The organism is Thalassiella azotivora (assembly GCF_054781695.1).
Window position 1 is genome coordinate 116,526 of sequence record NZ_BAAGTX010000001.1, and the last position, 21,857, is coordinate 138,382.

The 21,857-nt window shown below is 75.4% G+C and carries 20 protein-coding genes; 10 read left to right on the forward strand and 10 right to left on the reverse strand.

The features are described from left to right. The first annotated feature begins 23 nt into the window (after positions 1 to 23). The gene (locus ACYVQV_RS00510) at positions 24 to 998 is read left to right on the forward strand and encodes a siderophore-interacting protein (protein ID WP_461021295.1); all 975 of its coding nucleotides are present in this window, start codon (positions 24 to 26) and stop codon (positions 996 to 998) included. Positions 999 to 1,026: 28 nt separating this feature from the next. On the opposite strand, the gene ACYVQV_RS00515 is transcribed toward ACYVQV_RS00510, so the two are convergent. The 5 genes from ACYVQV_RS00515 to ACYVQV_RS00535 form a co-directional block, all read right to left on the reverse strand. Then, entirely contained in the window at positions 1,027 to 2,019 is a 993-nt protein-coding gene (locus ACYVQV_RS00515; protein WP_461021296.1) for a cold-shock protein, read from the reverse strand. Positions 2,020 to 2,152: 133 nt separating this feature from the next. Then, a complete protein-coding gene (locus tag ACYVQV_RS00520) occupies positions 2,153 to 2,440 on the reverse strand; it encodes a hypothetical protein (RefSeq protein WP_461021297.1) in 288 nt (95 codons plus the stop codon). Between the two features lie 82 nt (positions 2,441 to 2,522). After that, positions 2,523 to 3,002 (reverse strand): phosphatase domain-containing protein, encoded by a 480-nt coding sequence (locus ACYVQV_RS00525; protein WP_461021497.1) that lies wholly within the window; start codon positions 3,000 to 3,002, stop codon positions 2,523 to 2,525. A 74-nt stretch (positions 3,003 to 3,076) separates the two neighbouring features. Next, positions 3,077 to 6,340, reverse strand: a complete 3,264-nt coding sequence (locus ACYVQV_RS00530; protein ID WP_461021298.1) for an AAA family ATPase — start codon at positions 6,338 to 6,340, stop codon at positions 3,077 to 3,079. Then, a complete protein-coding gene (locus ACYVQV_RS00535; RefSeq protein ID WP_461021299.1) occupies positions 6,337 to 7,581 on the reverse strand; it encodes an exonuclease SbcCD subunit D in 1,245 nt (414 codons plus the stop codon). The genes ACYVQV_RS00530 and ACYVQV_RS00535 overlap by 4 nt, the downstream gene beginning before the upstream one ends. A 167-nt stretch (positions 7,582 to 7,748) precedes the next feature. Here ACYVQV_RS00535 and ACYVQV_RS00540 point away from each other — a divergent pair, with 167 nt between their 5' ends. From ACYVQV_RS00540 to ACYVQV_RS00550, 3 genes are all read left to right on the forward strand, one after another. Next, positions 7,749 to 9,230 carry a glutamate--cysteine ligase gene (locus ACYVQV_RS00540; protein ID WP_461021300.1) on the forward strand — a complete coding sequence of 494 codons (1,482 nt, stop codon included), beginning with the start codon at positions 7,749 to 7,751 and terminating at the stop codon, positions 9,228 to 9,230. A gap of 90 nt (positions 9,231 to 9,320) precedes the next feature. Then, the gene (locus ACYVQV_RS00545) at positions 9,321 to 12,734 is read left to right on the forward strand and encodes a pyruvate carboxylase (protein WP_461021301.1); all 3,414 of its coding nucleotides are present in this window, start codon (positions 9,321 to 9,323) and stop codon (positions 12,732 to 12,734) included. A 35-nt stretch (positions 12,735 to 12,769) separates the two neighbouring features. Next, positions 12,770 to 13,594, forward strand: a complete 825-nt coding sequence (locus ACYVQV_RS00550) for a carbon-nitrogen hydrolase family protein (protein WP_461021302.1) — start codon at positions 12,770 to 12,772, stop codon at positions 13,592 to 13,594. Between the two features lie 106 nt (positions 13,595 to 13,700). On the opposite strand, the gene ACYVQV_RS00555 is transcribed toward ACYVQV_RS00550, so the two are convergent. Together ACYVQV_RS00555 and ACYVQV_RS00560 are read right to left on the reverse strand one after the other, a co-directional pair. Further along, entirely contained in the window at positions 13,701 to 15,356 is a 1,656-nt protein-coding gene (locus ACYVQV_RS00555) for a substrate-binding domain-containing protein (RefSeq protein WP_461021303.1), read from the reverse strand. Positions 15,357 to 15,547: 191 nt separating this feature from the next. Next, positions 15,548 to 16,186 (reverse strand): histidine phosphatase family protein, encoded by a 639-nt coding sequence (locus tag ACYVQV_RS00560; RefSeq protein ID WP_461021304.1) that lies wholly within the window; start codon positions 16,184 to 16,186, stop codon positions 15,548 to 15,550. A gap of 76 nt (positions 16,187 to 16,262) precedes the next feature. Between ACYVQV_RS00560 and ACYVQV_RS00565 the strand changes: the two genes are divergently transcribed. Both ACYVQV_RS00565 and ACYVQV_RS00570 read left to right on the forward strand, forming a co-directional pair. Then, complete coding sequence (locus ACYVQV_RS00565; protein WP_461021305.1) at positions 16,263 to 16,616, forward strand: hypothetical protein; 354 nt, start codon at positions 16,263 to 16,265, stop codon at positions 16,614 to 16,616. Beyond that, entirely contained in the window at positions 16,613 to 17,056 is a 444-nt protein-coding gene (locus ACYVQV_RS00570) for a hypothetical protein (protein WP_461021306.1), read from the forward strand. Before ACYVQV_RS00565 ends, ACYVQV_RS00570 begins: the two co-directional genes overlap by 4 nt. Here the strand turns inward: ACYVQV_RS00570 and ACYVQV_RS00575 are convergent. Further along, on the reverse strand, positions 17,037 to 17,585 hold the full coding sequence (locus ACYVQV_RS00575) for a hypothetical protein (protein ID WP_461021307.1): 549 nt from the start codon (positions 17,583 to 17,585) through the stop codon (positions 17,037 to 17,039). The genes ACYVQV_RS00570 and ACYVQV_RS00575 overlap by 20 nt on opposite strands. A gap of 108 nt (positions 17,586 to 17,693) precedes the next feature. Beyond that, entirely contained in the window at positions 17,694 to 18,314 is a 621-nt protein-coding gene (locus ACYVQV_RS00580) for a helix-turn-helix domain-containing protein (RefSeq protein ID WP_461021308.1), read from the reverse strand. A gap of 108 nt (positions 18,315 to 18,422) precedes the next feature. Here ACYVQV_RS00580 and ACYVQV_RS00585 point away from each other — a divergent pair, with 108 nt between their 5' ends. The 4 genes from ACYVQV_RS00585 (at position 18,423) to ACYVQV_RS00600 (ending at position 21,042) form a co-directional block, all read left to right on the forward strand. Next, positions 18,423 to 19,565 (forward strand): glutamate--cysteine ligase, encoded by a 1,143-nt coding sequence (locus tag ACYVQV_RS00585; protein ID WP_461021309.1) that lies wholly within the window; start codon positions 18,423 to 18,425, stop codon positions 19,563 to 19,565. A gap of 7 nt (positions 19,566 to 19,572) precedes the next feature. Next, the gene (locus ACYVQV_RS00590) at positions 19,573 to 19,902 is read left to right on the forward strand and encodes a hypothetical protein (RefSeq protein WP_461021310.1); all 330 of its coding nucleotides are present in this window, start codon (positions 19,573 to 19,575) and stop codon (positions 19,900 to 19,902) included. Between the two features lie 34 nt (positions 19,903 to 19,936). Then, positions 19,937 to 20,740 carry an alpha/beta fold hydrolase gene (locus ACYVQV_RS00595; RefSeq protein ID WP_461021311.1) on the forward strand — a complete coding sequence of 268 codons (804 nt, stop codon included), beginning with the start codon at positions 19,937 to 19,939 and terminating at the stop codon, positions 20,738 to 20,740. A 173-nt stretch (positions 20,741 to 20,913) separates the two neighbouring features. Continuing rightward, on the forward strand, positions 20,914 to 21,042 hold the full coding sequence (locus tag ACYVQV_RS00600; RefSeq protein WP_461021312.1) for a hypothetical protein: 129 nt from the start codon (positions 20,914 to 20,916) through the stop codon (positions 21,040 to 21,042). 13 nt (positions 21,043 to 21,055) lie between these two features. Here the strand turns inward: ACYVQV_RS00600 and ACYVQV_RS00605 are convergent, their stop codons facing one another. Beyond that, positions 21,056 to 21,853 carry an endonuclease/exonuclease/phosphatase family protein gene (locus ACYVQV_RS00605; protein ID WP_461021313.1) on the reverse strand — a complete coding sequence of 266 codons (798 nt, stop codon included), beginning with the start codon at positions 21,851 to 21,853 and terminating at the stop codon, positions 21,056 to 21,058. Positions 21,854 to 21,857: the final 4 nt, after the last annotated feature.

Sequence of the window (21,857 nt, forward strand, 5' to 3'; positions counted from 1 at the left end):
AGGTAAGGGTAGGCTCACCTGCCATGAGCATCGCGCCCCAGGCCCTGGCCGCGGACACCGGCCCGTACGTGCAGGCCCGGGTCACGGTGCGCTCCGTGCGGCGGGTCAGTCCGTCGTTCGTCCGCGTGACGTTCGCCGGCGAGGACGTCGGCGGCCTGTGCTGCCCCGGGCCGGACCAGCGCATCAAGGTCGCCTTCCCGCTGGAGGGTCGCGACGACGTCGCCCTGCCGCCCGGCGGGGACTGGTACCGGTCCTACCGGCTGATGCGCGAGGACGAGCGCCCGCCGATCCGCACGTACACGATCCGCCACCTGCGGGCCGACGCGGGCGAGCTGGACGTCGACATGGTCCTGCACGGGGACAGCGGCCCCGCGTCGGCGTGGGCCGGCCGCGCCGCCGTCGGGGACCGCGTCGTCCTCGTGGCGCCGTCCGCCGCGTGGCGGGGGCCTACGGGCGGCTACGAGTGGCAGCTGCCGGCGGGCACCGCCCGCGTCCTCGTCGCCGGCGACGAGACCGCCCTGCCGGCGGTCTGCGCGATCCTCGAGCGGCTGCCCGGGGACGTCGAGGCGGACGTCGTGCTCGACGTCCCGCACGGCGCGGACCTCGACCTCGTCCCGCGCCGCCCCGGGGTGCGGGTGCACGGCACCGCGCGCAGCGAGGTGGCGCCGGGCCTCGGCACCGGGCCGGGCGCCGGCCTGGTCGACGTGGTGCGGGACCTCGCGCTGCCCGGCACCGCACCTGCTCCTGCCCCCTTCGCCGGCTCCGGAGGTGCCGCAGCCACCGGGGACGTGGCCGAACTCGAGGCGCAGCAGGCCGACGAGGAGACCGTCCTGTGGGATGCCGCCCACCCGGCCACCGGGGCCCCGCTGTACGCCTGGGTCGCCGGCGAGGCCTCCGCGGTGCGTGCCCTGCGCCGCCACCTCGTGGCCGAGCGCGGTGTGGACCGCAGCCTGGTCTCGTTCATGGGCTACTGGCGGCTCGGCCGCGCCGAGTGCTGACGGGTCGCCGCACGCTCCCGCTACCCGTTCACAGCCGCTCGACGCGGTCGGCCTGCGGTCCTCGATCGCTCTGCCGGACCTGGTACCGGACGCGGTCGCCCTGGTGCAGCGCGTCCGCTCCCCGCAGCACCGACACGTGCACGAACAGGTCGTCGCCACCCGCGTCCGGGCTGATGAAGCCGAAACCCCGCTCGGCGTCGTAGCGCGCGACGACGCCCTCTCCACCGCGCGCCGTACGACCGGCGACCCTCTGGCGCCCTGACCGGGCGCGGGTCGGGGGTGCCGCGGGCGCACCCCGGGGGGCCGATCCGCCCACGAGGCGCGCGTCGCGCGCCTGCGGCCCCTTCTCGCTCATCACGACGTCGTACGCCACCCGATCCCCCTCGCGCAGCGAATCGAGTCCACCGGCCAGCGCCCGCACGTGCACGAAGACGTCGGCCCCGCCGGACGTGGGGGTGATGAAGCCGAAGCCCTTGTCCTCGTCGTACCAGGACACCGTCCCGTCGGCACCGTCGGCACCGTCGGCACCGTCGGCGGCGCCTGCGCGCTGGGAGCACCCGCCAGGGCGGGCGGTGGCGGGGCCGGCCTCGACCCGCAGGGGCAGCAGGTGGTCTGCCTGCGGACCCTTCTCGCCGTCGACGACGAGGAAGGCGACCCGCTGCCCCTGCGAGACCACGCCGCCTCCGACGATGGCGGAGCTGTGCAGGAAGATCTCCGCCCCACCACCGTCCGGGCTGACGAAGCCGTACCCCTTGGCGGGCTCATACCACGCGACGGTGCCGAGCAGGCCCGCGAGGGCGTCGGCGGGCTGGTCACCGATGACCCGGACGCGGCGCGCCTGCGGGCCGCGGTCGTTCTCGCCGACGTCGAACGTGACCACCTGCCCCTCCCGCAAGAGCGTGGTGGGCTCGTCGCCGACGACCTCGGACGCGTGGACGAACAGGTCCTCGTCGTCCTGGTCGGGTGCGATGAAACCGAACCCCCGCTCGGCGTCGAACCAGCGGACAGTTCCCTGGGGCACGATGACTCCTCGTCGACAAGCAGCAGACAGGCCCAGTGTCCACCACCGGTGCGCTGACCAGCGGGGGGTGCCAGCGTGACCGCCGGTCGGTGCGCGAGTGCGGGACTCGTCGTCAGCCAGCCACTGCGTGCCGTCAGCGTCGCAGGGCCGTGCCGTGGTCGTCGGCCGCCACGGCGCGGCGGGGGAGCGCCACCCCCGCCAGGCACGCGACGGCGACGACCAGCGAGGCGAGACTCGTCGTCGCCCACCACTGCCACCGCTCCTGCGCACTGATGGCGTCCCTGCTGGCCGCGAGGTCCATGTCGACCGCGAACGCCGTCCAGATGCCGTACCAGTTGCCGGCTGCCAGCGCGCTGCCCGCCGCGAGGGCCAGGGCGCCGACGGCGACGACCGACAGCAGACGCTCCAGGCCCGGGTGCACGGCGCAGACCCTAGAGGGGCACCCCGCGTTCGCGACAGGGGGCTTTGCCCATGTCACACGGGGCGTCACGCGATCTGGTCGCTCAGGTCCGGCCGTCGCGCTCCTGGGCGCGGTGCAGTCGGGAGTCCCTCGGCTGCCACGTCGCCAGCACGACCTCGGCCACGACCGGCGGCCGGGCGGTGCGCACCGTCGCCACCACCTCGGGGTCGTCGTCCACGAGCACGTCGAGGACGTACCGGCGGCGCAACCTGCGCAGCTCCGCCAGCTTGACCACCCGGGCCGGACGGCGGTCGCCGTCGGGGCGCAGCAGCACCTCGCCGGCGGGCAGGTCGTGGCGCCGCAGCCAGTCGAGCGTGTCGGCCCGGGTCCGCTCCGGACGACCGGACAGGTAGACGACGACGCGACCCTCCTGCACCGCGGCCCGGGCCACCGCCACGCCCTCGGGGTGCGGTGGGTCGGCCGGCGCGGCCGCGAAGAACCCGTCCCAGTCCCGTGGTCTGCGGTCGAGGTGGTGCATCCGGTGCCGGGTGTCGGCGACGACGCCGTCCAGGTCCAGCACCACCGCCCGAGGGGCTCCCGGCGCTCCCCTCGGCTCGCCGTCGCCCGCACGGGCGTCGCGGGCGCCGGGACCACCGCTCACGCGACCTTCGCCCGCAGCCGCGAACCGGTCCGGGTGCGTACGACCTCCAGCCGGGCGGGGATCCGCTGCTGCAGCTCGTGGACGTGGCTGACGACGCCGACGGCCCGGCCCCCGTCCCGCAGCCCGTCCAGGACCGCCATGACCTCGTCGAGCGTCTCGGGGTCCAGGGACCCGAAGCCCTCGTCGACGAACAGCGTCTCGATCGCCGCCCCACCCGCTTCGGCCTGCACCACGTCGGCCAGACCCAGCGCCAGGGCCAGCGAGGCGAGGAAGGACTCGCCACCGGAGAGCGTGACCGTCTCGCGGGTGCGCCCGGTCCACCCGTCGACCACGGCCAGGCCGAGCCCGCCGCGCCGACCGCCCCGCTCGGCGGCGTCGGTGTGCACGAGCGCGTACCGACCACCCGACATCACCGCCAACCGCACCGTCGCCGCCCGGGCCACCTGCTCCAACCTGGCCGCCAGCACGTACGAGGACAGCCTCATCCGTCGCCCGTTGCCTCCGCCCGTCCCCGCAGCGCACCAGGCGAGGTCGGCGACCACCGCGTGCTCGTCGCGCAGCGGCCGGGCGCCCGCCTCGGCCGCCGCGAGCTGCTCGGCGAGGAGGTGGACTGAGGCCACCGCCTGGTCGGCCAGCGCCAACCGCCCGGCGGCGACCCGCGACCTGCGTGCGGCGGCGGCGCAGCGCTCGCCGGCGGCATCCAGGGCCTCGCGTACCGGGGCGCCGACGAGCCAGGCGTCGAGGTCGACGCACGACGCACCCACCCCCGCGTCGCCGTGCGAGACGTCGTCGGCGGGGCGGCTCGTCGCTCTCCGTCGACGCTCCGTCTCGGCCCGCGCGAGGTCGGGCTCCTGCAACCTGGCGCGGACGGCGGCGAGGTCCGCGGTCACCTCGTCGACCTCACGCTGCATCCGGTCCCGCACGTGCTCCTCGAGACTCGCCCCGGCGGCGTGGGCGGCGTCCCGGAACCCGGCGGCCCGGGCGGCCTCGTCCGCGCGGACCCGGCACCCCTCGGCACCCTGCACGGCCGCTGCCATCTCACGGCAGGCGGCACCCAGCCGGTCCAGGGCGGTGGCGAGCCCGGCGAGGTGCTCGCGGCGGTCCACCACGCGGGGCCACCCCCCTCGGGCAGCGGCGACGAGCACCTCGTCCCCCTCGAGGGCGGCCACCGCTCCGTCCCGCGCGGCACGCAGCCCGGTGACCCGCACCCGCAGGTCACCGAGCCGGCGCTCGAGGTCCGCCCGCCGGCGGGCGCACCCCTCCAGGTCGGCCCGCGCCGCGTCCATCCCGGCGACGGCGGCCTCCGACTCCGCAGCGGCGGCCTCTGCGCCGGCCACCCGATGCCCGGCCTCCGGGGCGGCCAGGCCCTCGCTGCGCGTGACCTGCACGGCCAGGTCCCGCTGCGCCGAGGCGAGCGCCTCCTCGGCACGTCGTCGCGCCGTCTCGGCGGACTCCGCCGCCGCCTGGGCCCGTCGCTCGGTCGTCTGGTCGACCCCGCCGCCGGCCGGGGACGCGGGCCGGGGGTGCTCCGCGGACCCGCACACCGGGCACGGCGCGCCGTCGACGAGCGCGGCGGCCAGCTCCGCCGACATCCCGGCGAGCCGGCGCTCGCGCAGGTCCAGCCACTCCTGGCGTCGGTCCTGCGCCTCGTCCACCGCGGCCCCCAGCCGAGTGCGGGCCTCCTCGACCCGCCCCGTCAGGTCGTGCGCCGCCACCGCCGCCTCGTGGACGGCACGGGCGCGCCGCAGGAGCTCCGCGTCGGACGCCGCCCTGGCAGCCACCGGCTCCAGCGCGAGCACGGCGCGACGTGCACGCTCCTGCTCGGCCTCGACGGCCGACAGTGCGGCTTCGACCTCGGCGAGCTCCGCGGCGGCGGCGTGGCAGCGTTCCTCGAGGTCGCGCACCGCAGCACGAGACGCCGGCAGCGTCTGCTCGCGCTCCTGCGCGGCGGCCGAGGCGCCACGGGCCTCACGCGCCGCCGTCGCCCCGCGCACCGCCTCCGCGGCGAGGCGGCGGGCGTCGGAAGCGGCACCGGCACCGGCACCGGCCGGACCCTCCGCGGCCGACACCAGCAGAGCCGCCACCTCATCGGCCACCTCATCGGCCACCTCATCGGCCAACGCATCGGCCACCGAGGCGACCGACCCATCGACCGGCCCGTCCACCGACTGCGCCTCGGGCGAGCAGCGGCGCACCGCCACGAGGGCCTCGCGGGTCGAACGCAGAGCGTTCTCGACCTCGGTGGCCGCCGCGTCCGCCGCACGCAGGTCGCCCGCGACGCCCGCCGCGCGGGCGGCGGCACGCAACCGGGCCAGCACGTCACCGCTCGAGGCGGCCCGGTGCTCGAGCTCCCGCCGGCGGTGGACGGTGTCGCCCAGCAGCCGAGCGAGGTCCCAGGACCCCTGCAGGCGCGCCAGCTCGTCCCGGGCGGCCTGCTCCTCGTCGCCGGCGGCGGCGTGCTCGTGCTGCGCCGCCCGGCGTGCGGCGTCCGCGGTCGCGAGGGCGCGGGCGGCGACCACCTCCGCGTCCTGAGCGCCGTCCGGGCCGCCGGGCGGTCCTCCGCCCGGGGCTCCGAGGCCACCGGCGTCCACGGCTCGCAGCGCCTCGTCGAGGCGGCTGAGCAGGCGGTCGCGTTCGGCGTCGTGCCGCTCGACGGCGGCCGCGAGGTCGCGACGGCGCCGCCCGAGCCAGTCCTCGAGGTCGCCGAACCGGTCGGTGCCGAACAGCCGCTCGAGCAGCGGCAGGCGCTCCTCCGCGGGAGCCCGCAGGAAGGCGGCGAAGTCGCCCTGCGGCAGCAGGACCACCTTGGTGAACTGCTCCAGACCCATCCCCAGCAGGTCGGTGAGCAGCTGAGCCGCCTCGTCGTTGCGGTGGGTGACGGGGCGCCACCCCCCGTCCACGTGCTCGCGGACGAGCGTGCGCGCCGGCTGCGTCGTCGTCCCCGCACCGCGCCTCTTCGGCCGCTCCCACGCGGGGGAGCGCGTCACCTCCAGGCGTCGCCCGCCGACCGTCAGGTCCACCACGACCTCCGGCGCCAGACCCTCTGGAGCGTGGTCGCTGCGCAGCCGGGTCGAGCCGGCGCGCGCCCCCGGGACCCGGCCGTACAGGGCGAAGCACACCGCGTCCAGGACGCTGGTCTTGCCGGCACCGGTCGGCCCGTGCAGCAGGAACAGCCCGTGGCCGCCCAGCGCGGCCAGGTCCACCTGCTGGCGGTCGGCGAACGGCCCGAACGCCTGCACCTGCAGGCCGTGAAGCCTCACGCCGCCCCCACCGCACGGTCCGCCGCGTCCCCGCGCCCCGACGCACCGGCTCGCCCGCCCGCGCGCCTGCCCGCGGCCACCTCCGGCCCGGCCGTCGGCGACTCCGCGTCCGCGGCCACCCGGACCGCCTCCAGCCCCTGGCGCAGCAGCGCCGCCTCGCGCTCGTCCGGTCCCTCACCGCGCACGTGCTCCAGGAACGAGCAGCACAGGCCGACGTCGTCCAGACCCCGCACCCGCTCGGCGTACCCGCCTGCGGCGTCGGCACCGCCCTGCGGCTCGAGCACCAGGGACAGCACGTGCGGGAACCTCGCACGCAGCCGCTCCATCGGCTCGGCCGGCCGCCGCGCGTCCGTCAGCGTCACCTGGCACCAGGAGCCCTCGTGCACCGCCAGGGCGGGGTCGCCCAACACCTCCTCGAGCGTGCCGCGCAACGCAGCGAGCGGGCGCGGGACCGGCGCCGGCACATGGTCGACGCGGGTGACCCCGCCCGCCTCCAGCTCCACGAGCCAGGAGCCCTTGCGGTGGTCGCGCTCCGAGAACGAGTACGCCAGCGGCGAGCCGCTGTAGCGCACGTGCTCCGCCAGCCGCTGCGGCCCGTGCAGGTGCCCCAGCGCGACGTAGTCGACGCCGTCGAACACCTCCGACGGCACCGACGACACGCCACCCACGCTGATGTCGCGCTCGCTGTCGCTGCCCTGGCCGCCGACGACGAAGGCGTGCGCGGCCACCACGGCCCGCGCCCCCGGGCGTCCGGCGAGGTCCGCGCGGACCCGGTCCAGCGCCGCGCCCAGCACGGCCGGGTGCGAGCGGGCGCAACCGAGCTCGTCGGCGACCAGGGACGGCTCGAGGTAGGGCAGGCCGTAGAGGGCCACGGGCCCGTGCCCGTCCTCCAGGACGAGCGGCCGGTCGGCCTGGGCGAGGGCCGTGCGCAGGTGCAGACCGGCCCTGGCGCTGCGGTTCGCGCCGAAGCCGAGGCGCGTCGCCGAGTCGTGGTTGCCGCTCGTGACCAGGACCCGGGCGCCGGTGTCCAGCAGCGCGTCCAACCCGTCGTCGAGCACCTGCACGGCGTCGACGGAGGGCAGCGCCCGGTCGTAGACGTCGCCGGCGACCACGACGACGTCGACGGCCTCGCGGCGGACGACGTCGGCCAGGTGATCCAGGAAGCGGGCCTGCTCGTCCAGCAGGCCCACGCGGTGGAAGGACCGGCCGAGGTGCCAGTCGGACGTGTGCAGGATCCTCACGTGCCGAAGGCTAGGAGCGCCCACCGACCGCGCGGCGGTGACGCGCCGCGGCGCGACCACCGTCCGCTCAGCCCTGGCCGCCTCACGCCGCGTGTGGTGGACTCACCCCACGCCGGTCGGCACCGCGGGCGACGCGCCGGCGGTCCGACCGAGGACAGGGGTGGCGGATGGGTGACGAGGTCGCTGGCAGCCAGTTCTCCCGCGAGCAGCGCCAGCAGTACCGCGAGAAGGTCCAGCTGTGCCTCGACGTGTTCGAGCGGATGCTGCGCTCCGGGGGGTTCGAGAGCGACCGGCCCCTGACCGGACTGGAGATCGAGCTCAACCTGGTCGACGAGGACTACCAGCCGACCATGGTCAACAAGGCGGTGCTCGAGCGGATCGCCGACCCCGGCTACCAGACCGAGCTCGGCGCCTACAACATCGAGCTCAACGTCGAGCCGCGCCCCCTCCCCGGTCGCTCGGCGCTCGAGCTCGAGGAGGACCTCCGCCAGAGCCTCAACACCGCCGAGGCCAAGGCGAACGAGTCGGGCGCCCACATCGTGATGATCGGCATCCTGCCGACCGTCATGCCGGACACCTTCGCCGGCGCCTGGATGAGCGAGTCGGCCCGGTACGCGGCGCTGAACGACTCCATCTTCTCCTCCCGGGGCGAGGACCTGTTCATCGACATCCAGGGCGTGGAGCGGCTGGCGACCTACTCGACCACCATCGCGCCCGAGTCGGCCTGCACCAGCGTCCAGCTGCACCTGCAGGTGTCGCCCTCGCGCTTCGCCCCGTACTGGAACGCCGCCCAGCTCCTGGCCGGCCCGCAGCTCGCGATCGGCGCCAACTCGCCGTACTTCTTCGGCCGGGAGCTGTGGGCGGAGACGCGCGTCGAGCTCTTCGCCCAGGCGACCGACACCCGCCCCCAGGAGCTGAAGAACCAGGGGGTGCGACCGCGCGTCTTCTTCGGGGAGCGCTGGATCACCTCGATCTTCGACCTCTTCGAGGAGAACGTCCGGTACTTCCCGTCCCTGCTGCCCGAGGTGACCGACGAGGACCCCGTCGCGGTCCTCGAGGACGGCGGCACCCCGCGGCTGCAGGAGCTGCGGCTGCACAACGGCACCGTCTACCGGTGGAACCGTCCCGTCTACGACGTCGTGCACGGACGGCCGCACCTGCGCGTGGAGAACCGCGTGCTGCCCGCCGGGCCCACCGTCGTGGACGTGATGGCCAACGCCGCCTTCTACTACGGCGCCGTCCGCGTCCTCGCCGAGGAGGACCGGCCCGCGTGGTCCAAGCTCGCCTTCGCGACGGCCGAGGAGAACTTCCGCGAGTGCGCCCGCCGCGGCGTCGACGCCCGCGTCTACTGGCCCGGCCTGGGCGAGGTCACCCCGGACGAGCTCGTGCTGCGCCGGCTCCTGCCGATGGCCCACGAGGGCCTCGAGCGCTGGGGCGTCGCCGCGGAGGTCCGCGAGCGCTACCTGGGGGTCATCGAGGCCCGCGCCAAGAGCGGCCGCACCGGCGCGTCCTGGCAGGTCGACACCGTCCGCGCGCTGCAGCAGCGCGGCGCCGACCGCGCCAGCGCCCTGGCGGGCATGCTGGAGCGCTACTGCGAGGGCATGCACGGCAACGAGCCCGTGCACACCTGGCAGGTCCCGGGGGAGTGACCGCCGTCCCGCCCTACGGGACCACGGTCCCACCACTCGGGACGGCCCACTAGGCTGCGCGCCGTCGTCCGACGCCCCCAGGAGGTCCCGGTGTTCCGCAAGGTCCTGGTCGCCAACCGCGGCGAGATCGCCGTCCGCGCCTTCCGCGCCGCCTACGAGCTCGGCGCCCGCACCGTCGCCGTCTTCCCCCACGAGGACCGCAACGCCGTCCACCGGATCAAGGCCGACGAGTCCTACCTCATCGGCGAGAAGGGCCACCCGGTCCGGGCCTACCTCGACGTCGCCGAGATCGTCCGGGTCGCCGTCGAGTGCGGCGCCGACGCCGTCTACCCCGGGTACGGCTTCCTGTCCGAGAACCCCGACCTCGCGCAGGCGTGCGCCGACGCCGGCATCACCTTCGTCGGCCCCGACGCCCGGGTCCTGACCCTGGCCGGCAACAAGGTCCGCGCCCTGGAGGCCGCCCGCGCCGCGGGCATCCCCACCCTGCGCTCCAGCGCCCCCTCCGCGGACGTCGACACCCTGCTCGCCGCCGCCGATGACGTCGGCTTCCCCGTCTTCGTCAAGGCCGTCGCCGGTGGCGGTGGCCGCGGGATGCGCCGCGTCGACACCCCCGCCGAGCTCCCCGACGCCCTGGCCACCGCCATGCGCGAGGCGGAGGGCGCCTTCGGCGACGCGACCGTCTTCCTCGAGCAGGCCGTCCAGCGCCCCCGGCACGTCGAGGTTCAGGTCCTCGCCGACGCCACCGGCGAGACCGTGCACCTCTTCGAGAGGGACTGCTCGGTGCAGCGCCGCCACCAGAAGGTCGTCGAGATCGCGCCCGCCCCGAACCTCGACCCGGCGCTGCGCGACGCGCTGTGCGCCGACGCCGTCCGGTTCGCCCGCGAGCTCGGCTACGTCAACGCCGGCACCGTCGAGTTCCTCGTCGAGACCACCGGCCCGCGGGCGGGCCAGCACGTGTTCATCGAGATGAACCCCCGCATCCAGGTCGAGCACACGGTGACCGAGGAGGTCACCGACGTCGACCTCGTCCAGTCCCAGCTGCGGATCGCGTCGGGGGAGACCCTGGCCGACCTCGGGCTCAGCCAGGACACCATCCGCGTCAACGGCGCCGCCCTGCAGTGCCGCATCACCACCGAGGACCCTTCCAACGGCTTCCGCCCCGACACCGGCAGGATCACCGCCTACCGGTCGGCGGGCGGCGCCGGCGTGCGGCTGGACGGCGGCACCGCCGCGACCGGCGCCGAGATCAGCGCGCACTTCGACTCGATGCTGGTCAAGCTCTCCTGCCGGGGCCGGGACTTCCCGACCGCCGTCCGGCGCGCCCGGCGGGCCCTGGCCGAGTTCCGCATCCGCGGCGTCCACACGAACATCCCCTTCCTGCAGGCGGTGCTCGACGAGGCGGCGTTCATCGACGGCGACCTCGCGACGTCCTTCATCGACGAGCGCCCGCACCTGCTGTCGGCACGCACGTCCGCCGACCGGGGCACCAAGCTGCTCACGTGGCTCGCCGACGTGACGGTCAACAAGCCCCACGGCGACGCCCCGGTCGACCTCGACCCCGCCACCAAGCTGCCCGCGGCGGACCTGGAGACCGCGCCACCGGACGGCTCACGCCAGCGCCTGCTCGAGCTGGGCCCTGAGGGGTTCGCCGCTGCGCTGCGCGCCCAGCAGGCCGTGGCCGTCACCGACACCACGTTCCGCGACGCCCACCAGTCGCTGCTGGCCACCCGGGTGCGCACCCGCGACCTGCTGGCCGTGGCCCCGCACGTGGCCCGCACCACCCCGGAGCTCCTCAGCGTGGAGTGCTGGGGCGGCGCGACGTACGACGTCACCCTGCGCTTCCTCGGCGAGGACCCCTGGGACCGCCTCGCCCGGCTCCGCGAGGCGATGCCCAACCTCTGCCTGCAGATGCTCCTGCGCGGGCGCAACACCGTCGGCTACACGCCGTACCCCACCGAGGTCACCCGGGCGTTCGTGCAGGAGGCGACCGCGACCGGCGTCGACGTGTTCCGCGTCTTCGACGCCCTCAACGACGTCGACCAGATGCGCCCGGCGATCGAGGCCGTCCGCGAGACCGGTACCGCCGTCGCCGAGGTCGCCGTCTGCTACACCGGCGACCTCACGGACCCCGACGAGTCCCTGTACACGCTGGACTACTACCTGCGGCTCGCCGAGCGGGTCGTCGACGCCGGCGCGCACGTCCTCGCCGTCAAGGACATGGCCGGCCTGCTGCGACCGCCCGCCGCCCGCACGCTCGTGACCGCGCTGCGCGAGCGGTTCGACCTGCCCGTGCACCTGCACACCCACGACACCGCCGGCGGCCAGCTCGCCACCCTGCTGGCCGCCGTCGACGCCGGCGTCGACGCCGTGGACGTCGCCACCGCCTCGATGGCCGGCACCACCAGCCAGCCCCCGGCGTCCGCGCTCGTCGCGGCGCTCGCGCACACCCCGCGCGACACGGGGCTGGACCTGCGCGCCGTGATGGACCTCGAGCCGTACTGGGAGGCGGTCCGCCGCGTGTACGCCCCGTTCGAGTCCGGGCTGCCCAGCCCGACCGGCCGGGTCTACGACCACGAGATCCCCGGCGGCCAGCTGTCCAACCTGCGCCAGCAGGCGATCGCCCTGGGCCTGGGTGAGAAGTTCGAGCAGATCGAGGCGATGTACGCCGCCGCCGACCGCATCCTCGGCCGGCTCGTCAAGGTCACGCCGTCCTCGAAGGTGGTCGGTGACCTGGCCCTGCACCTCGTGGCCGCCGGCGCCGACCCGGTCGCGTTCGCCGACGACCCGCAGTCCTTCGACATCCCCGACAGCGTCATCGGCTTCCTGTCCGGCGAGCTCGGCGACCCGCCCGGCGGCTGGCCCGAGCCGTTCCGGACCAAGGCGCTGCAGGGACGCAACGTCCCCGTCCGCCAGGCCGAGGTGCCACCGGAGGAGCGCCCCGCCCTGCAGGAGCAGGGCCCGGTGCGCCGGGACGCCCTGAACCGGTTGCTCTTCCCCGGTCCGGCGGCCGAGCTCGCGACGGTGCGCGAGACGTACGGCGACGTCTCCGTCCTCGACACGATCGACTACCTGTACGGCCTGCGGCCCGGCGACGAGCACGTCGTGACCCTGGAGCGCGGGGTCAAGCTCATCACCGGGCTCGAGGCCGTCGGCGACGCCGACGAGCGCGGCATGCGCACGGTGATGTGCACGCTCAACGGGCAGCTGCGCCCGGTGCAGGTCCGCGACCGCGGCGTCACGGTGGACGTGAAGGCCGCGGAGAAGGCGGACCCGAGCCGGCCGGGGCACGTGCCGGCACCGTTCGCCGGCGTGGTCAGCCTCAAGGTGTCCGAGGGCGACCGGGTCGAGGCCGGTGCGACGGTGGCGACCATCGAGGCGATGAAGATGGAGGCGTCGATCACCAGCCCCGTGGCGGGCCGCGTCGCCCGTGTCGCGCTCGGGCCCGTGCAGCAGGTCGAGGGAGGTGACCTCGTCCTCGTCGTCGAGACGCAGGACGGGAGGTGACCGCGGGGGCGCCGGTTCCGTCCACACCGCTGAGGGTGGCGGCGGCGCAGGCCGTCGCCGTCCCCGGGGACGTCGCCCGGAACGTCGCGACGGCGGCGCGGCTCGTGGCCCGGGCCGGTGCGGGCGGCGCCCGCCTCGTCGTCCTGCCGGAGCTCTTCCTGCCCGGGTACCACCCACCGACCCTGGCGGCGCACCCCGACGCGGACGTGGACGCCGACGCCGACGGGGAGGTCACCGACACCCGCCTCGAGGCCCTGCGCGGCGCGGCGCGGACCGCCGGCAGCGTGGTGCTCGTCGGGGCCGCCGTCCGCGCACCGGACGGCGCGCGGCACCTGTCCACGCTCGTAGTCGCCGCCGACGGTGGCGTCCGCGAGGCCTACCGCAAGCAGAACCTGTGCCCGCCCGAGGAGACGGCGCTGTTCACCGCCGGGTGCCGCGGGACCGTGCTGGACCTCGACGGCTGGCTGGTCGGTCTGGCGGTCTGCTACGACGGCTGCTTCCCCGAGCACGCCCGCGGGTACGCGCAGCACGGGGCCCACGTCTACGCGTGCTCGTCGGCCTACCGCGTCGGCGCCGAGCACCGACGGGACGTGTACTACCGCGCCCGGGCGGTGGAGAACGGGCTCTTCGTCGTCCTGGCCGACGCCGTGGGCGGGCCCGAGCCCTACTGCTTCGGCGGCGGCAGCGCCGTCCTCGACCCCGAGTCCCGCGCTCTGGGCCGCGCCCGCGCGGGGCAGGAGGACGTCGTCGTGGCCGACCTCGACCCCGCGCTGCTCGTGGCCACCCGCGACCGGCACACGATGCTCGCGGACCTGTCGGCGACCACCGGCCCGGGCACCCCTCGCCGCTTGACCGGCTGACTCACCGACCGGCTGGCTCACCCACCGGCTGACGCGCCGACGGCGCCCACCCCTGGTGCAGGGGAGGGCGCCGTCGGCGTCGGGCGCAGGGCCGGCACCCGGGTGCTCAGCTCCTGCGCCGCAGCATCTCGAACAGCACGTTCTGCAGGTCGTTCGGGTCGTCCGCCTGGAAGTGCTGCGCGCCGTTCTGCGTCGCGATCTGCGACAGCGCCTGGTCGTCGGCGTCCGGACCCAGTCCGATCGTCACGATGATGATCGGGCGGTCCGGGTCCTGCTCGGCGGCGAGCGTGGACAGCAGCTGCTCGAGCTGGATCCCGGTGCTGTCCTCGTTCTTGCCGTCGGTGATGACCGTCAGCGTGTTGACGGCCTCCTCGTCGTAGGTCTGCTGCATGTGCCGGAAGGCGGCCAGGGTCGTGTCGTACAGCGAGGTCCCGCCGGGCGTCAGGCGGTCCGGCAACGTGTCGAGCACACCGGCGAGGTACTCGCGCTGGGTGACGCCGTTGACCTCCTCGGTGAGCTCGCGGGTCGGGCTGAGCTCCGCCCAGTCCTGGTCGCCCTGCATCCGGGAGGCGAACACCCAGGCGCCGAGGCGGCTGTTGTCGGGGAACACCGCCAGTGCGGACTTCGCGGCGTCCCGGGCGAGCTCGATCCGGGTCTGGCGGCCGCCGTCGGTGGCGGCCATGGACGTCGACACGTCGTAGACGGTCAGGACCCGCGAGGGCGCGGAGAGGCTGGAGAGGCGCGAGAGCATCGCGGCGACGTCCTGCGGGTCCGTCGCCAGCGCCTGCGGCGCCGGAGCCTGGGTGCCCTCGGTCGAGGTCCCGGTCGCCGACGTCCCGGCGACGTCACGGAAGCCCGCGAGGCGCGCGGCCTCCTTCGCCTTGTCGCTGGCCAGCGCCTGGACGACGGCGGCCACGGCCTCGGGGGGCGTCTTGTCCTGGGCGCCGACCTTGATGACCGGGTAGTCCAGGTACGGCGACCCATCGGAGGGGTACACGGCCATCAGCCGCGACTCCTGCCGGGAGCGGTTCATCAGGTGCACGTCGCGCTCGGACAGCGGCACGAGCGGTGCGCTGGCGCCGCCGTCCGCGGCCAGGGTCAGCGCCTGCGCGGCGGTGGGGACCTCACCGCGCCGGGCGGCCACGACCGCCTGGACGACGGCGTTGTCGGCGTCCTCGTCACCGCCGAGGGAGGCGCGGATGGCGGCGAGGGCGGCGATGCCCTCGGCGGAGCTGATGAGGTCCGGCACCGCCAGCTGGCGCCCGGACCGCGCGGCCTCGGCCCAGCTCGGGGAGGCGGTGACCCAGCCGAGCTCGTCCGCCGCCTCACGGCTGGTGCCGATGACGACGGGGGAGGTGGCGAACGAGCCCACCGGCTCCACCGGCACCTCGCCGGCACGGCCGAGCCACAGGCTCGAGTCCGGGATCCACAGGTGGGGCAGCGCGCTCGCGTCGAGCGTCGTCAGGCTGGACGCCGCCTGCACCGGCTCGACGGTGCGCAGCGCGGCGCGGGTGCACTGGTCCTCACCGAACGGAACGGGCTCGGCGAGGAGCTCGCCGACGACCTGGGCGATGTCCGGCGAGACCACGAGGCGCACGGCCGAGGTCGGGCGACAGCCCTCCGCCGCACCGGCACGGTCCCCGCCCCGCAGCGCGGGGACGCCGAGGACGGCGACCAGGGCGAGGACCGTGGCGCCGGCGAGCGTGGCCGCCCACCAGGGCAGCTTCGGCCGGGCTCTGCGAGCAGTCGAGTGTCGTCCCACGAGGCGCGAGCCTAAGCGGTGGAGTGCGCTGTGTGTCACCAACGACGCGATGAATCACGTCCGGTAGTGCGGGTTTCGACCGACAGTGACCGGCGGTGCCGAGTTTGATCACCTGAAGTCGAGGGTCGAGCACTGTCGGTGACCGCAGAGGTGGACGGGTGACAGGCGGCGACCGATGCGCGCCCGGCGCCTCAGGCCGTCGCGGGCACGTGGTTCCAGCTGCGGATCGTCGCCACCCCGTGGTGCGACGACAGCACGCTGACCGACCCCGGGGACAGCTCGAGCATCGCCCCGGCGTCGGGCGGCAGCCCGAGCCAGGCGGTGGTGAGCACACGCAGCGCGTGACCGTGCCCGACCAGCGCGACCGGTCCGCGCTCCAGCGGCTCGCGTACCCGCCCCAGGACGCTGCGGGCGCGGTCGGCGACGGAGTGCACGTTCTCACCCGGGGACTGCCCAGGACCGCCCGGACGCACCCCGGCAGCGAACACCTGCCACGCCGGGTCCTCCTCCTGGCGCCGGATCTCCGGTGTCGTCAGGCCCTCGAAGGCGCCGTAGTCCCACTCGGCCAGGTCGTCGTCGACGGCGACCTCGCCACCGCGTGCGTCGCCGGGCGCGACCAACCCGGCCAGCTCGGCCGTGCGGCGTGCGCGCTGCAGCGGGCTGACGCGCACGTGGACGATGCCCAGCCCCGCCAGCAGGGGCTCGAGCCGGGCCGCCTGCGCCTCCCCGTCGGCGTCCAGCGGCACGTCGGTCCGCCCGGTGTGGCGCCCGGCCGCGGACCACTCCGTCCTGCCGTGGCGGACCAGGACCAGCGTCGGTGCGGTGCTCACCCGGCGACCCTACGCACGCTCCCGCGGGCACGACCCTGACGACCGCAGAGCGGGACGGCGCACCTATCCTCCCGACGTGGTCTCGGCGTTGGCGTGGGTGACGGTGACCGCCTGCCTGGTGCTGGCGGGGTGGGCGCTGGTCGGCGCCGTGCGGGGGAGCAGGCCGTCCGGCCCGCAGCTCGCCGCGCTCGTCGGCACGGAGGCCGTGCTGGTGGTGCAGGCGCTCGTCGGGGCGGTGCAGCTCGCGCGCACGGACCAGGACGTGGGGGCGGTGACGTTCGCCGGGTACCTCGTCGCCTCGGTGGTGCTGCTCCCCGCAGGCGTGCTGTGGGGCATCGCCGACCGCAGCCGGTGGGGCAACGGCGTCATCGCGGTCGCCTGCGTCGCCTGCGTCGTGGTGGTGCTGCGGATGCTGCAGGTCTGGTCGTGAGCACCGCGCCGGGCGAACCCGCCGACGGTCGCGCGAGCGGACCCGGGCGCCTGCTGGTCGCCGTGTACGCGGTCTTCGCGCTGTCCGCGTCGGCACGGGCCGGCGTCCAGCTCGCCACCGACCTGGACAGCGCGCCGCTGGCCTACTCGCTGTCGGCGTTCGCGGCCGGTGTGTACGTGGTGGCGACGGTGGCGATCGCGGGTCGCGGCCCGGTGTCGCGCCGGGTCGCCTGGGCCGCCGTCCTCGTGGAGCTCGTGGGGGTCGTGGGCGTGGGGACCTTCAGCCTGCTCGCTCCCGAGCTCTTTCCGCAGGCCACGGTCTGGTCGCGGTTCGGTCGGGGCTACGGCTTCGTGCCGCTGGTGCTGCCCCTGGTCGGGGTCTGGTGGCTGCGTCGGAGCGCACCGCGTCGCGGCGCGGGACTCACGCCAGCGCCAGGCTGATGACCCCGGCGCACGCCGCCGCCCACAGGACGCTGGTGAAGGTGCCGATGATGAACCGCTCGGCGGCACCGGGCTGACGGAGCTCGGGGTAGCGCCCGAGGCCCTTGACCGCGAGGACGACGGCCAGCCCCTCCGGCCACCCCGTCGCCAGGGTCGCGACGATCGCCGCGCGCTCCAGCGCCCCGATCCAGGCTCCTCCGCGCAGGACCTCACCGGCCGCCTCGATGTCCCCGCCCGCGGACGACGGGGCCTCGTGGCGGCCCGGTTCGTTGAGGTCGGTGCGCCCGGAGACGGTTCGGAGCACCGCCACGGTGACGGGACCACCACCCACGACGGCGACGACGACCCCGACCACGGCCGTGAGCGCACCGGGGGCGGTTGGCAGGTCGGCGGGGACCACCTGGGCGAGCGCGGCTCCGGCCAGCGCGACCGCGGCGAGCAGGGGGAGCACCCACGCGCTCGTGCGCCGACCGACCCACCAGGCGGGCGCGGCGAGCAGCGTGGAGATCGTCATCAGCACGGCGGTCACGGCGACGAGGATGCCCTACGCCCTGCGGACCGGCGGGGGCTCCTGCCTGGGCAAGCCAGAGGGCTTGACGTGGTCAGCGTCAAGCCACGCCAGGACGGGCCTGTGGCGTCAGTCGGTGGAGCCGGCGGCCGCGCGCAGGAGCGCTGCGGCACCTGGGTGCGCGGCGTGCTCGTGCTGCACGAGTCCCGCGAGCACCCGCTGGCTGACCGCTTGCTTGGAGATGCCCAGGCGCTCGGCGACCTCGGTCTGCGTCAGGCCGGCGGCGAGCAGCTGCGCGACCTCCCGGCCGGCGTCCGAGCGTCGCTGCACGACCGCCGCCAAGAGGCGCAGGACCGCCTCCGCGTCGGCCGCGGCCCTCGGGTCGGGACCCTCGACCGCCAACCCCTCCCGCACGTCCTTCGCCCGGTCGACGGCCGCACGCGCGAGCTCGAAGGCCTGGCCGTGCGCGGCGCGGGTGCTCCGCGGCAGAGGGGTGCGCACGCCGCCCAGACCCAGACCGGTGCTCCAGGTGCCGTCGGCGGCCAGGTCGAGGCAGATCCGGACGGCGGCCAGCGGATCGCGCAGGACCCCTTGCGCCTCGTCACCGGCGGTGCGCTCGAAGTCGAGGACGCGTGCCGTCGCGAGCGCGGGGGAGTTGAGTGCGGTCAGGAGGGAGTCGACCTGGTCGGTGCTCGTGCGGGAGGCGCGTTGGTCGATCGTCAGGACCACCAGCCACTCACCTGTACGCATTCGACAAGCGTAGAACCTTGACCTCTGGGCGAGCAAGCCCTTGACCTTGTCCCCGGGCGGCTCGGTTCCCGACGAGCGGCGACGCCACGCGTACTCCAGACTGCCTCGGTGCGAAGCATCGGAGTCGAGGAAGAGCTGCTGCTGGTCGACGTCGCGACGGGCCGTCCGCGGGCCCTGGCCGGCGCGGTCCTGCGTCGCGCGGAGGAGGCCGCCGCGCACGACGAGACGGTCCGGGAGGACGGTGAGCAACCACCGGACGGCGACCCGGGCGGTGCGCTGGAGGGCGAGCTGCAGCAGCAGCAGGTGGAGACCGACACCAAGCCGCACACCGACCTCGGCGCGCTGGAGCACGAGGTCGTCGAGTGGCGGGCCCGCGCCCTGGCGGCCGCGCAGCGGGCCGGCGCCAAGATCGCTGCGGTGGGTACGGCGCCGACGCAGGTCTCGCCCCGGCTGGCCGACGTCGAGCGCTACCAGGAGATGGCGGAGCGCTTCGGGGTCACCACGGACGAGCAGCTCACCTGCGGCCTGCACGTGCACGTCTCGATCGACTCCGAGGAGGAGGCGGTCGCCGTCATCGACCGCATCCGCGTCTGGCTGCCGTCCCTGCTGGCCCTCAGCGCCAACTCCCCGTTCTGGCAGGGCCGGGACACCGGCTACGAGAGCTTCCGGTCCCAGGTGTGGACCCGGTGGCCGTCCGCAGGGCCGACGGACGTCTTCGGTTCGGCCGAGGCGTACCGCAGCGCCGTCCAGCGGATGCTCGCCACCGGCGTCCTGCTCGACGAGGGGATGGTCTACTTCACCGCCCGCGCCTCGCACCGCTACCCGACGGTCGAGCTGCGCGCGGCCGACGTCTGCATGAACCCGCGCGACACGGTGCTGATCGCCGCCCTCGCCCGCGGCCTGGTCGAGACGGCGGCGCGCGAGTGGGCGGCGGGGGAGCCGGTCCCCGACGTCCCGACGTCGCTGCTGCGCCTGGCGGACTGGCGGGCCGGGCGCAGCGGCGTCGACGGCGAGCTGCTGCACCCGGAGCACTGCGGTCCGCGACCCGCGCGCGAGGTGCTGGAGGCTCTGGTCGACCACGTGCGGCCCGCCCTGCAGGAGAGCGGGGACGACAAGCTCGTCGACGAGCGGCTCGAGGAGGTGCTGCGGCGGGGGACCGGGGCGAGGTTCCAGCGGCAGACGTTCGAGCGGACGGGCAACCTCGTGGACGTCGTCGCCGCCGCCGCCAGGGTCACCGCCGGCCAGGAGTGAGCCGGCGGTGTCGTCCGACGAACGCGTCGCCGTGGCCGCCGACGCCTGGTTGAGCGACCCCACCGACGCGCGGCGTTACGCCCGGCTCGTCGCCGCGGTCACGGCGTGGCGGACCGACCGCGCCGCGTCGCCCGTCGGCGACCCGCCGGGCGACGACACGCCAGGAGAAAGCCCGTCGGGCGACACGGACGGCCCGGCGCCGTTCGAGGATCAGCTCGAGGCCGGGGACGACGGCGAGGACGCCGTCGACGACTCGCGGACGGTGGTGACCGCAGTGGGGGAGGACCTGGTCGGCGACCCGCGCGCCGTCCTCGACCGGCTGCGCCGCGGCCTGTGACCGTCGCGCGCACGGCCCTGCTTAGGGTGCTGCCGTGAGCACCGCCGAGCAGACCATCCACTCCCGGACGATCGGCGAGGACGGCGAGCCGGTCGTCTTCCTCCACGGCCTGTTCGGCCAGGGCCGCAACTTCACCCAGGTCGCCAAGGCGCTGCAGCCAGAGCTGCGCTCCCTGCTGGTCGACCTGCCGAACCACGGCCGGTCCGCCTGGACGGACGCCGTCGACTACGCGGACATGGCCGACGCCGTCGCCGACCACCTGCGCTCCGGCTTCGCCGCCGACGGCCGGGTGCACGTCGTCGGGCACTCGATGGGCGGGAAGGTCGCGATGGTCCTCGCCCTGCGCCACCCCGACCTCGTGGACCGCCTCGTCGTCGCCGACATCGCCCCCGTCGCCGGCGGGTCGACGGGGGAGTTCGAGCACCTGCTCGGCAGCCTCGCCGCGCTCGACCTGTCGTCCCTGGAGCGTCGCGGGGACGCCGACGAGCAGCTGCGCGGCCCGATCGACGACGAGCGCGTCCGCGGCTTCCTGCTGCAGAACCTGCGCTCGCACGACGGCGGCTTCCGCTGGCAGGCCAACCTCGAGCTGCTGCGCCGGGACCTGCCCACGATCGCGGGGTTCCCCGACGTCGACGACCTCGTCTTCGACCGGCCCGTGCTGTGGGTGGCGGGGGACCGGTCCGACTACATCAAGGACGAGCACGCACCGCGGATGCGCGAGCTGTTCCCGCGCACGATGCAGGTGACGATCCGCGGGGCGGGCCACTGGGTGCACTCCGAGCAGCCGGAGGCGTTCGTCTCGGCGCTGCGCACGTTCCTCACCGCCCCCGACCGGTGAGCACGGGTGCCGTAGGACTCGCGCTGGTCGCCTGGGGCGCGGTGCTGAGCCTGCGCGCCGGGCGCAGACTGACGCGAGCCAACCCCGGGGAGCGCCTCGCCATGTGGTCCGGTCGACCGACCGTGCTGCCCGGTGGTGCGCACTGGGCCCGAGCCGTCGGCGCGGGGTCGGCCGTGGCAGGCGCTGCACTGGTGCCCTCGTCCTGGTGGGTCAAGGGAGCGCTCCTCCTCGTGGCGCTCGCGCCCGAGGGGGTGCTCCTGCTCCAGCCCAACCGCCGGCTCCGCGGGTTCACGAGCGCGTGACGTCCGGTCCCGCTCACAGGTCCAGCAGGAGCGGCCGGTGGTCGGAGACCTCGGGGGAGCGGACCACCTCGAAGCGGCGGACGGCGTCGGGGTCGGAGACGAGCACGTAGCCGGCGTGACGGACCGGCTTGGCGTACCGAGAGGTGCGGGTGTCCGCGTCACCGACCAGGTCGGTGAGCCCGAGCCGACCGAGGACAGCGAAGGTCTCACTGGTCGGGAGCACGTTCAGGTCGCCGCAGACGACCGTCCGGTCACCGGGTTCCCGGACGTCGACCACGAGACCTGCCAGCCGTTCCGCTTGAGCACGGCGGGCGGGGGAGTCGGCCTTGCCGTCCTCGTCCCGCAGGCCGTGCAGGTGCCCGATGGTCGTGGCCTCGCCCGTCGTCGGGTCGACGAGGCGAAGGACCTGGGCGGCGCGTGGCCGACCGCTGTGCGGCCACGTCGCGCCGTGGTCCCGGTAGGAGCCGTGCACGTGAGTGCTCCTGGTCGCCACCACGGCCAGGTTCTCGTGGGTGTACACGGCGAGGCCGAACTGCTGGCGGTGCACCCGACCCGCGTCGTCGCGCACGGGACCGCTGTCGCTCACCGTGAACCACGGGACGTGCCGGGGGAGCGCCGCGCCGACGTCTGCCACCAGGTCGGCCCGCTGCGGGAGCGTGCGCGCCGCGTCCTCGAACCGCGTCCACCCGCGCAGGCCCGGCGTCCGGGTCATCTCCTGCAGGCACACCACGTCCGCGTCGACGGTGGGTAGCCAGGCCGTCAGCTCGTCGAGCATCACCCCGCCCCAGGCATTCACGGACAGGATGCGCACGGCG

Coding starts and splice junctions, on each gene's coding strand:
- ACYVQV_RS00510 (WP_461021295.1), top strand. CDS start 24: ATGAGCATCGCGCCCCAGGCCCTGGCCGCGGACACCGGCCCGTACGTG.
- ACYVQV_RS00540 (WP_461021300.1), top strand. CDS start 7,749: ATGGGTGACGAGGTCGCTGGCAGCCAGTTCTCCCGCGAGCAGCGCCAG.
- ACYVQV_RS00580 (WP_461021308.1), bottom strand. CDS start 18,314: ATGCGTACAGGTGAGTGGCTGGTGGTCCTGACGATCGACCAACGCGCC.